The 10,667-nt window shown below is 69.4% G+C and carries 9 protein-coding genes; 5 read left to right on the plus strand and 4 right to left on the minus strand.

From position 1 onward, the window contains the following. The first annotated feature begins 320 nt into the window (after positions 1-320). Positions 321-932, plus strand: coding sequence for a 30S ribosomal protein S4 (gene rpsD, locus ACFWTE_RS28505; protein ID WP_378783010.1), 612 nt, complete (start codon positions 321-323; stop codon positions 930-932). Positions 933-1,295: 363 nt separating this feature from the next. Here rpsD and ACFWTE_RS28510 read toward each other — a convergent pair whose 3' ends face one another. Then, a complete protein-coding gene (locus ACFWTE_RS28510; protein WP_378783011.1) occupies positions 1,296-1,547 on the minus strand; it encodes a sulfurtransferase TusA family protein in 252 nt (83 codons plus the stop codon). 536 nt (positions 1,548-2,083) lie between these two features. Here ACFWTE_RS28510 and coxB point away from each other — a divergent pair. From coxB to ACFWTE_RS28530, 4 genes are all read left to right on the plus strand, one after another. Beyond that, the gene (coxB, locus tag ACFWTE_RS28515) at positions 2,084-2,905 is read left to right on the plus strand and encodes a cytochrome c oxidase subunit II (protein ID WP_378783012.1); all 822 of its coding nucleotides are present in this window, start codon (positions 2,084-2,086) and stop codon (positions 2,903-2,905) included. Continuing rightward, a complete protein-coding gene (gene ctaD, locus ACFWTE_RS28520) occupies positions 2,905-4,563 on the plus strand; it encodes a cytochrome c oxidase subunit I (protein WP_378783013.1) in 1,659 nt (552 codons plus the stop codon). Before coxB ends, ctaD begins: the two co-directional genes overlap by 1 nt. A 10-nt stretch (positions 4,564-4,573) precedes the next feature. Beyond that, positions 4,574-4,999, plus strand: coding sequence for a cytochrome c oxidase subunit 4 (locus ACFWTE_RS28525; protein ID WP_267948872.1), 426 nt, complete (start codon positions 4,574-4,576; stop codon positions 4,997-4,999). A gap of 259 nt (positions 5,000-5,258) precedes the next feature. Then, on the plus strand, positions 5,259-6,563 hold the full coding sequence (locus ACFWTE_RS28530; RefSeq protein ID WP_378783014.1) for an Ig-like domain-containing protein: 1,305 nt from the start codon (positions 5,259-5,261) through the stop codon (positions 6,561-6,563). A gap of 29 nt (positions 6,564-6,592) precedes the next feature. Here ACFWTE_RS28530 and ACFWTE_RS28535 read toward each other — a convergent pair whose 3' ends face one another. The 3 genes from ACFWTE_RS28535 to ACFWTE_RS28545 all read right to left on the minus strand — a co-directional run bounded on the left by ACFWTE_RS28535 (position 6,593) and on the right by ACFWTE_RS28545 (position 10,319). After that, entirely contained in the window at positions 6,593-7,741 is a 1,149-nt protein-coding gene (locus tag ACFWTE_RS28535) for a glycosyltransferase family 4 protein (protein ID WP_378783015.1), read from the minus strand. A 201-nt stretch (positions 7,742-7,942) separates the two neighbouring features. Beyond that, positions 7,943-8,974, minus strand: a complete 1,032-nt coding sequence (locus ACFWTE_RS28540; RefSeq protein WP_378783016.1) for a C40 family peptidase — start codon at positions 8,972-8,974, stop codon at positions 7,943-7,945. 343 nt (positions 8,975-9,317) lie between these two features. Continuing rightward, entirely contained in the window at positions 9,318-10,319 is a 1,002-nt protein-coding gene (locus ACFWTE_RS28545) for an NlpC/P60 family protein (RefSeq protein WP_378783017.1), read from the minus strand. Between the last annotated feature and the right edge of the window lie 348 nt (positions 10,320-10,667).

Genomic DNA, 10,667 nt, shown 5'->3' on the forward strand with positions numbered 1-10,667 from the left:
GTGCCCGGGAACCCGTACAGTAGATAGTCGCGACCCGCACGACCCGATCCGAACCCGGACCGGGCCGCGCCCCGAACGGTCGGCCGCTCGCCATCGAGGCGTCCGGGCCGCCGGCACGGGGAGCCCCGTGCCCGCCGGTGCGCTGAAACGCGTACCGGTTACCAAGCCCAAGCCGTCCGCGCAGGGTCGCCGCGACGGTGGGGAACCCACCCCGAACCCCCGTGCCCCGGCACGTGGTCGGGGCTCGGGCGCCGTGAGCGCCTCCCAGATCTAGGCCAGCCTTACCTGGGATTCCCTGATTCACCCTGAAAGGACATTGCATGCGCTACACCGGACCGAAGGTGCGGTTGTCCCGGCGCGCCGGCACCCCGCTGACCCGTAAGGCGGTCAGCTACTTCGAGAAGCGTCCGTACCCGCCCGGCGAGCACGGCCGCCGTGTCCGCCGCAACAGCAGCGACTTCGCCGTTCGTCAGGCGGAGAAGCAGAAGGTGCGCTGGTACTACGACCTGACCGAGAAGCAGCTGGTCAGGATCTACGAGAACGCCAAGAAGCGCCCCGGCCGTACCGGTGAGGAGATGCTCGCCGAGCTGGAGATGCGTCTGGCCACGGTCGTGCTGCGCGCCGGTCTGGCCGCGTCGATCTACGCCGCCCGCCAGTTCATCAACCACGGTCACGTCACCGTGGACGGCAAGAAGGTCGACATCCCGTCGTACCAGGTCAAGGCCGGACAGATCATCGAGGTTCGGGAGAAGTCCCGCACCATGGTGCCGTTCGTCGAGGCCGCCGAGGGCGTCCACGCGGACGACAAGATCGCCGGCTTCCTCGCGGTGAGCCACAAGGACCTGCGCATCGCGGTCATCGACCGCCCCAAGCGTGAGCAGATCCCGGTTCCCTTCGACGAGCAGCTCGTCGTCGAGTTCTACGCCCGATAGGGCGTGGTCCGTGGAGGCTTTCGGTTGACTCGGCGCTTGCGCCGATCGACGCGAGCGGCTTCCAGGTCATCTCTCGCAAGACGAGTAGCGCAGGTCAGCCCGGGCGTGGCTGTCCAAGCGCAGCCGGCGCGGCAAGAGGCAGCCTGGGTGACGCGAGCCCGGAATGATCCGCGGAACGCGGCCTAGTCGCGAACCCCGCCCCACGGGCGTCCCCCGGGACGCCCCGAGGACCGGAAGAGGCCGCGCGGACCCTGTCCGCGCGGCCTCGTCGTGTGCGGACGCACTCCCGGGCCGCCCCCGGGAAACAGCGGACGCCGAATCGTTATCGCAACGGGACCGCGCCCCGCGCGACCCGGATCCGGCTCAGTACATCCGGCGGATGTGAAACGCGCTACCCCGCGCCAGGGGCTCCTCCACGACGAACTCGTGCATCTTCATCCGGCACCACGCGGGGATGTCGGCCCTCGCGGCCGGATCGTCCGCGGTGACCGCGATGACCGACCCGATGGGCACTTCGCCCAGTCTGGCGGCCAGCATGATGATCGGTATGGGGCACTTGCGGCCCACCGCCTCGACGGTGACCAGCGGAGCCTGCGGCGGTGGATACTCGGGCACGGACACCCCCTGTGTGCTGTCATCCTGTATCCCAATCTTGACCTGCCCGGCTCCGTAAGGCGAACCCGGTTAAGGGCGTCGTAAACCCAGCGATACGCTCGCCTTGGTCTTTCCTCGCGAAGCTTCCGGAACCGCCGCCTGAGAGCGGCGCGGTCGCCCGCGGGGAGGAGGGCCCGGGGGGACGCCGGGCCGCGCTCCGTAGCCGGCCGGGAGGGTATCCTCCGCGGGCGAACGGGCCCGGCTCCACGTACCGCCGCGCATTCCGCGCAGGGGCGTCTGGCAACACGCTGACCAGGTAAGCCCATGAACGGCACGCCGGGCGGTTCGCGATAATGTTTCCCCTTGACAAGCTTTGGACACTTAGGCCGCCCGTGGAGGATCCACGGGCTTCACCGCTGGGAAGGCAATCCGTGAGTCCGACCCGCCAAGAAAATCGGCGCCCCAGTCTGCGCCGATGGGCACCACGCGGCGCCGCGCTCGCCGTGCTGGGGCTGGCCGCGACCGGCTGCGCGTCGAACGATCTCACTCGTTTGGGCATGCCGGAGCCGATCACCGACCAAGCCGAGCGTGTTCTCTCGCTCTGGCAGGGCTCCTGGGTGGCGGCTTTCGCGGTCGGCATTCTCGTGTGGGGGCTGATCATCTGGTCAGTCATCTTCCACCGCAAGCGCTCTGAGCAGTTGCCGCCGCAGGTGCGGTACAACATGCCCATCGAAGCGCTCTACACCGTCCTGCCGATCGTCGTCATCTCCGTGCTCTTCTTCTTCACCGCGCGGGACCAGGCGATCATCCTGGACACCGACGAGCCGGCCGACGTGAACATCGAGGTCGTGGCCTTCCAATGGGCCTGGCAGTTCAACTACCTCGACGACACCAAGGAGAACGGCGGCGAGGTGCTCTTCTCCGAGACGGGCATCCCCAACCCGGACGGCACCGCCGACCCCTCGACGCAGACCACACTGGTGCTTCCCGAGGGCGCGACCGTCCACTTCGACCTCCACTCGCCCGACGTCATCCACTCGTTCTGGATCCCCGAGTTCGGTTTCAAGATGGACGTCGTCCCGGGACGCGACAACGCGTTCCAGGCGAGCCTCACCGAGGACAGCGTCGGCCAGTACATCGGCCGCTGCGCCGAGCTGTGCGGCACCGACCACACCCGCATGCTCTTCAACGTCGAGGTCCTTCCCCAGGACGAGTACGACGCGTGGGCCGCCGAGCAGGAGCAGGCGGCAGTGACCGCCGACAACGAGGCCGCCGAGGCCGTGGATTCCGAAACGGACTCCGGCGAGGGCTCGGGCGCCGAGGGATCGGATGCCGAGGGCACCGGTTCGGGCGCGGCCGACGCCGAGGAGAACGAGTAATGACCACGACGGCAACACCAGACGGCCAGGCGCCGTCGAGCACGGGCTCCATCATCGTCAACTGGCTGACGTCGACCGACCACAAGGTCATCGGGTACATGTACCTGATCACCTCGTTCGCGTTCTTCCTCCTCGGTGGTGTCCTGGCGCTCCTCATGCGCCTGGAGCTGTTCCTCCCGGGCATGCAGGTCATGTCCAACGAGCAGTTCAACCAGCTGTTCACGATGCACGGCACGATCATGCTGCTGATGTTCGCGACCCCGCTCTTCGTCGGGTTCTCCAACATCCTCATGCCGCTGCAGATCGGCGCCCCCGACGTCGCCTTCCCCCGTATCAACCTGTTCGGGTACTACCTGTACCTGTTCGGCAGCCTCATCGCCGTGGGCGGGTTCCTGACCCCGGGCGGCGCGGCCAGCTTCGGCTGGTTCGCGTACACGCCGCTCTCCGACGCGGTCCGCTCACCGGGCCTGGGCGGCGACCTGTGGATCCTGGGCCTGGCCGTCTCCGGTCTGGGCACCATCCTGGCCGCGGTCAACTTCATCACCACCGGCCTGTGCATGCGCGCACCCGGCATGACGATGTTCCGCATGCCGATCTTCACCTGGAACACCCTGCTCACCAGCGTGCTGGTGCTCATCGCGTTCCCGGTCCTGACCGCCGCCCTGATCGCCCTGGGCGCCGACCGCATGATCGGCACACAGGTCTTCAACGCCGAGCACGGCGGGGCGATCCTGTGGCAGCACCTGTTCTGGTTCTTCGGGCACCCCGAGGTGTACATCATCGCCCTGCCGTTCTTCGGCATCGCGACCGAGATCCTGCCCGTGTTCAGCCGCAAGCCGATCTTCGGCTACAAGAGCCTCGTGGCCGCCACCATCGCCATCGCGGGCCTGTCCGTCACCGTGTGGGCGCACCACATGTTCCCGACGGGCGCGGTGCTGCTGCCGTTCTTCTCGTTCATGACGTTCCTCATCGCGGTCCCGACCGGGGTGAAGTTCTTCAACTGGATCGGCACGATGTGGCGGGGCCAGCTCAGCTTCGAGACACCGATGCTGTTCACCATCGGGTTCCTGGTCACGTTCCTCTTCGGCGGGCTGACCGGTGTGCTCCTGGCCTCACCGCCGCTGGACTTCCACGTCACCGACTCCTACTTCGTGGTGGCCCACTTCCACTACGTGGTGTTCGGCACCGTGGTGTTCGCGATGTTCGCGGGCTTCTACTTCTGGTGGCCCAAGTTCACCGGCAGGATGCTCGACGAGAAGCTGGGCAAGTTCCACTTCTGGCTTCTGTTCTTCGGCTTCCACGGCACGTTCCTGGTGCAGCACTGGCTCGGAGCCATGGGTTTCCCGCGCCGCTACGCCGACTACCTGCCCGGCGACGGGTTCACCGAGCTCAACCAGATCTCCTCGGTCTCGTCGTTCGTGCTGGCCGCCTCGACGCTCATCTTCTTCTGGAACATGTACATCACCGCGAAGAGGGCGCCGCTGGTCACCGTGGACGACCCGTGGGGCTACGGCTGCTCGCTGGAGTGGGCGACCTCGTGCCCGCCGCCGCGGCACAACTTCGTGTCGCTGCCGCGCATCCGCTCGGAGCGTCCCGCGTTCGACCTGAACCACCCGCACGCCGCGGTTCCGGCGGGCACGGACCCCGAGAGGAACTAGGGATCTCGCCATGAAGACGCAGGCCTATCTGTTCATGGGCATCTCGACCTTCTTCGGTCTTGCTGCCGCCCTGTACGTGTACTGGTCCTACCAGGACACCGGTGCGATCGAGTGGACGGGTACCACCGCCCTGGTGGTCTCCATCGGCTTCGGTTGGATGATCGGTTTCTGGCTCTGGCAGGCGGCCCGCCGCAGCGAGCGCTTCCACGGGCTTCCCGCGGAGGAGCGGCTGGACGGCGAGATCGCCGAGAACGCCGGAGAGTACGGGTTCTTCAGCCCGCACAGCTGGTGGCCGATGTTCGTCGCCATGGCCGTCGCGTTCACCGCGGTGGGCGTGGCCATCGGCTGGTGGATGGTGATCACGGGAGCCTTCGCGATCATCCTCACCTCGATCGGCTGGATCTTCGAGTACTACCGCAAGGAGTTCCAGCACTAGAGCGCGCGCCACCCCGAGAAATAGCCACATAGCGTGAATGGCTGACTACTCCGGGTAGAATGCGACTGTCACCGCCCCGGTGGCCGGAAGGTCTCGCACAGCGAGATCCGACCGGCCACCGGGGTCGTGTTTTCGGTGGCCTGGCCGTGACACCGGGTTCCTGTCCCGGTACGCGGCGTATCAGGGCCCGTGGCGTTCGAGGTACTGACCAGTTCCGCGTGCCGGGGCCATGTCGCAACCGACGCTGGAGGTCCTTGGCGTGAAGGGACGAGTTTCCCGGTCGGCGGTCCGCCGCCTCGTGACCGGAGCCGCCGTCGTCCTCGTGGCGACGGCCTGCACCACCACGGACGACCCGGGGCCGCAGGGGGAGGCCGCACCCGGGCCCGAGATCACCGTCACCCCGGAGCCGGGCGCGACCTCGGTGGCTCCCGACACGCCGGTACGCGTGGAGTCCGAGGGCGGGGTCATCACGGACGTGCGGGTGGAGCAGACCACCGCCGACGAGCTGGCGGACGCGGACGGGGACGCGGGAGGGGACGGCGCCTCCGCCGCGCAGGACCCGGACTTCACCGGCACCCTCAGCGGGGACGGCACCAGCTGGGAGAGTGACTGGAACCTGGTCCCCGGGGCCGCGGTGAGCGTCTACGCCACGGCGGAGGACGCCGACGGCGAGGAGACCGAGGTCCTCGCGCGGTTCCACACGGCGGGCGTCGGGGAGGACGCACGCCTCGCACTGGTCTCCAACTTCCCGCGGACCGGCCAGACCGTCGGCGTCGGCATGCCCGTCGTCGTCACCTTCGACCTGCCCGTGGAGAACAAGGTCCAGGTGGAGAACTCCATCGAGGTGACCTCGGAGCACGAGGTCGAGGGGGCCTGGAACTGGGTCACCGACGAGACGGCCGTGTTCCGGCCCCGGGAGTACTGGGAGCCGCACCAGAAGGTCTCCGTGGACCTGCGCCTGACGGGGGTGGAGGCGGCCGAGGGCGTCTACGGCGTGGACGACGACCGCATCGACTTCGAGATCGGCCGTGAGCTGATCTCCACGATGCACGTGCCCGACCACGAGCTGGAGGTGGAGATCGACGGCAAGGCGGTGCGCACGATCCCGGTGAGCAACGGCAAGGGCCTGGAACGGTTCAACACCACCACCTCCGGCACGCACATCACCATGGAGAAGTACGCCGCGCTCGTGATGGACTCGGCCACGGTCGGGATCCCCGAGGGGTCGCCGGGCCACTACCGCCTGGACGTGGCCTGGGCGGTGCGCACCTCCAACAGCGGTGAGTTCACCCACGCGGCGCCGTGGAACGGCAACATCGGCCACGCGAACACCTCCAACGGCTGTACGAACATGTCGGTGGAGGACGCCCGGTGGTTCCACGACAAGGCGCTGATGGGCGACGTCCTGGAGACCACCGGCACCGGGCGCGAGCTGGAGTGGGACAACGGGTGGGGCTTCTACCAGCGCTCATGGAAGGAGTGGCTGGAGCACAGCGAGACCGGTGAGCCCCAGGTGACCGACGGGTCCGGGACCCCGGGCAGCGTGCACGGCGAGGGCCTGTAGCGGGCAGGAGGGGCCGAGGGGTTCCACCGTCAGGCGCCCGAGGGGCCAGGAGCTCCCAGGAGGCCGTCCAGGCGTTCGGCCGTGCGATCCCAGGTCCAGGTTCGCGTCACCCACTCCCGGCCGCGTGCGCCCATCTGGGCGGCCCGGTCGGGGTCCTTCAGGAGTCCGATGAGGGCGCGGGCCACCGGACCGGGACGTGAGCCGTCCACCACCCGTCCGGTCTCGCCCTCCAGGACCGCGTCCGGGGCACCTCCGGAGTCGCCGGCCACGACCGGCAGCCCGGAGGCGGAGGCCTCCAGGTAGACCATCCCGAGCCCCTCCACGTCCAGTCCGCCCCGGCGGGTGCGGCAGGGCATGGCGAACACGTCGCCCGCATCGTGGTGGGCGGGCAGCTCGGCGGGGGAGACGGGGCCGGTGAAGACCACCGACCCCATCCCCGCCGCCGCCGAGCGCAGCCGGGGAGCGTAGGGTCCGTCGCCGACGATGAGCAGGGCAGCGTCGGGCACGTCGGCCAGGACACGGGGCCAGGCCCGGATGAGGGTGTCCTGGCCCTTGCGGGGCACCAGGCGCGACACGCACACGACGACGGGGCGACCGCCCAGGCCGTGGCGTGCGCGGACCTCCTCGCCGCCCGCGCCGGGACGGAACCGGTCGGCGTCCACTCCCGGTGCCAGGCGGCGCATGCGGGCGGCCGCGGCCGGGGACAGGGCCAGGGAGAGCCGCCTGTGCGTGTACCGGCCCAGGTAGGTGACGGTGTCGGTGGTGTCGCCGATCCGGCGCAGCGCCGCGCCGGCACCGGGGAGCATCGACCAGCCGGTCTCGTGCCCGTGGGTGAGGGCCACCTGGCGGCGGACCCGGCCGCGCAGCCCGCCCGCGAGCAGGCCCAGGGGCGCGGCGGCCCCGTAGAGCACCGAGTCGCAGTCCTCCAGGGCGGCGATGGAGCGCGCCCGCGCGGCCACCCTGGCCGAGGGCAGCAGGACGCGCGCGGTGTCGCGGACGACGGGGAAGGGCTGGCGCAGGTCGAAGTGCGGGTCCGCGGCGGCGTCGCCGCCGGTGGGGGAGGAGCAGTAGACGACCACGGAGCCCTCGGGGCGGCGCCGGGCCAGTTCGTGGACGAAGGACTCGATGCCTCCGGAGCGCGGGGGGAAGTCGTTGGTGATGATCAGGGTTCGCGACACGGGAGCGAGTCTAGACACGGTCCGGGCGCGGGGGTGCCTCCGCCGTGGGCCACGCGTGGCGGGGCGCCCTGGGCGACTCGGAAAAATCTACGACGTACAGGTGGCGCCGCGTGGATACGCGCCCCACCCCCGACGGGCGGGGAGGACGCACAGGAGCCCCGTGACACACCGTGTCACGGGGCTCCGGGGTGCGTACTTGCGTCAGGGGCGGACGCCCGCGACGAAGTTGGACCGGTAGTAGTCGTTCAGGGTCACCGTGCCGATGGGTCGGCCCGAGGTGGACGCGTGCACCATCACGTTGTCGCCCGCGTACATGCCCACGTGGTCCGGGCCGCTGCCGCCCGGGTAGAAGAACAGCAGGTCGCCGGGCTGCTTGTTCTCCCAGGAGATCCGCTGGCCCGCGTTCACCTGGTCGTAGGTGGTGCGCGGCAGACTCACGCCCGCGGCGGCCCAGGCGGCCTGGGTCAGACCCGAGCAGTCGTATCCGTTGGGGCCGGTGCCGCCCCAGACGTAGGGCATGCCGACCTTGGAGTAGGCGAAGTCCAGAGCGGTCCGGGCGTTGCCCGAGGCGGAGCCGGTGTAGCTGCTGCCGCCGCCTCCGCCTCCGTCGGATCCGCTGGAGGCGCCGACGTTCTCGGTCGCCGCCTCCTGCTCCTCGGCGGTCAGCTGCGAGAGCAGTTCCTCCTGCTCCTCGATGGCCTCCTCGGCCTCCTCGGTGGCGTCCTCGGCCTCCTCCAGGGCCTCGGCCGCCTCCTCCTCGGTCTCGACCGCGGAGGCCTCCAACGTCTCGAGGTTGGCGAGCTCCTCGGCGTACTGCGCCAGCCGGCCGTCGTCCTGGCTGGCGAGGTAGGTCAGATCGGCCTGGTGCGCCAGGGCGTTCTCGGGCCCGGTGGAGTTGACCAGCTCGTTGAAGGAGGTGAAGTCGGTACCGGAGTAGGCCGCGCCGGCGAGCTTGCGCACGTCCAGGCCCAGCTCCTCCACCTTCTCCTCGGCGGCCTCGATCTCCTCCAGGACCTCTTCGAGCTTCTCCTCGGCGGCCTCGTGGGTCTCCTGGGCCTCGTTGTAGGTCCCGTTGAGTTCGATGAACTCCTCTTCGAGGCTCTCGATCTCCTCGCGGACCTCTTCTGCGGTGGGCTCGGCGTGCGCCACCGCGGACGGCAGGGCGACGACACCGAGGGTGAGGGCGGCGACGACCGCTGTGCGGCGCCTGCGGCCGCCAGGGGATGCAGACACGTTGGGTTACACCTTTCTCCCCTTGTTCCGGGCCGTGCGGTGTTCAGCGGGAGCAAGGGACTGCGCCGGGTGGGGGTTCAAGGGCCGGGGGCCGGCCCGAACGCTGTGGGCCCGGTCGGGACGCGGTTGTCACCACCGGAGGGCGGTGAAGAGGAGCAACCGGGTACGGCGACGAACACTAGTGCATTCCGCAGGTCCCTCTCAACCTTTTCGTGACGTTCTGCCGGATGGCGTCGAGTGTCCGAAAACCCCCTCCCTGTCCCTTGACTGAGCGCCCCGGCACACGAAGAGGCCGCCATCCGGCGAACCGGTGGCGGCCTCGAAGCATGTGCGGAGGGTGGTCCTACGGGCGGACGCCGAACTCGAACTGGCCGGCCCAGTACGCGGCCAGGTCCACGACCTCGATGTTGCGGCCGCTGCTCGGCGCGTGCACCATCTGGCCGTTGCCCGCGTAGAGCCCGTTGTGGTTCACGCCGGAGAAGAACATGATGTCGCCGGGCTGGAGCGCGCTCATGTCGTTGATCCTGTTGCCCACCTCGGCCTGGGCGAACGTGGTACGGGGCAGGTCGACGCCGCCGCTGCGCCAGGCGGCCTGGGTCAGACCCGAGCAGTCGTACCCGTTGGGGCCGGTGCCGCCCCAGACGTAGGGCAGGCCGACCTTCGAGTAGGCGAAGTCCAGCGCCGCACCCGCGCTGCCGGACGCGCCACCGGTGTAGGACTGGCCCGCGGAGCCGTCGGCGCCGTCCGCCGACCGGTCGGCGTCGGGGAACTGGCTGAGGAGCTCCTGCTGCTCCTCGATCTTCGCCTCGACGTCGGTCTTGGCCTCGTCGGCCTCCTCCAGCGCCGTCTCGGACTCCTCAAGGGCCTCCTCGGCCTCGTCCTTGAGGGTGAACAGCCGCTCGGAGGACTCGCCGAACTCGTCGAGTTCGGCCTTCTGCGCCTCGGAGAGGTAGTTCAGGTCGGCGTTCTGCTCCAGCAGGGCCTCGGGGCCGTCAGAGGTCAGGATGCTGGTCGTGGAGTCCAGCTCACCGGACTGGTACGAGGCGCTGGCGAGCTGCTGGACCTTGCCGCGCAGCTCCTCGTAGCGCTCCTCCTCGTCCCCGACCTGCTCCTCCAGCTCCTCGTACAGAGCCTCGGCGACCTCGTGGTCCTCCTTGGCCTGGTTGTAGGTCTCGACGGCGCCCGCGGACTCTTCGTTGAGCTCCTCGATCCGCTCCTCGACGTCCTCCTGGGTCGGCTCCGCGTAGGCGGTGCCCGGGGCGATGAGGGTACTCGCGACGACAGCGCCGATACCGGTCGTGGTCACGATGCGGCGGGCCGTACGCCGACCACCGGGGTTCTTCATGGCGGTCCGCTCCTTGGGGTTGGGAAGTCCGCATAGGGGTGCTGGGAGAACAGGTTCCGCACTGGGGCGGGGGGTGAGTGTGCGGGTCCCGACCGGAGGGCACAGACCCTGCCTTCGCTCCGAAAGAGCACTCACGTTCGGGACGAACCTAGCGGACCGCTCTGCTCGTCTCAACCACATGTGCGGGCACTGGCCCCGAATCACGGGGGAAAGTACCCTTCCGGCCGGGGCATTACGCCTGGAAGGGGCATGTGCGAGCGCCACGGACCGAAGGATGCCCACTTAGGTCCGTTGTGCGCCTCGACACCCTGTGCGCGAAGACCGGAACGGTGGTCGGCGGTCCCGGAC

The organism is Nocardiopsis sp. NPDC058631 (genome assembly GCF_042716955.1).
In the GTDB taxonomy this organism is placed as follows: Bacteria; Actinomycetota; Actinomycetes; order Streptosporangiales; family Streptosporangiaceae; genus Nocardiopsis.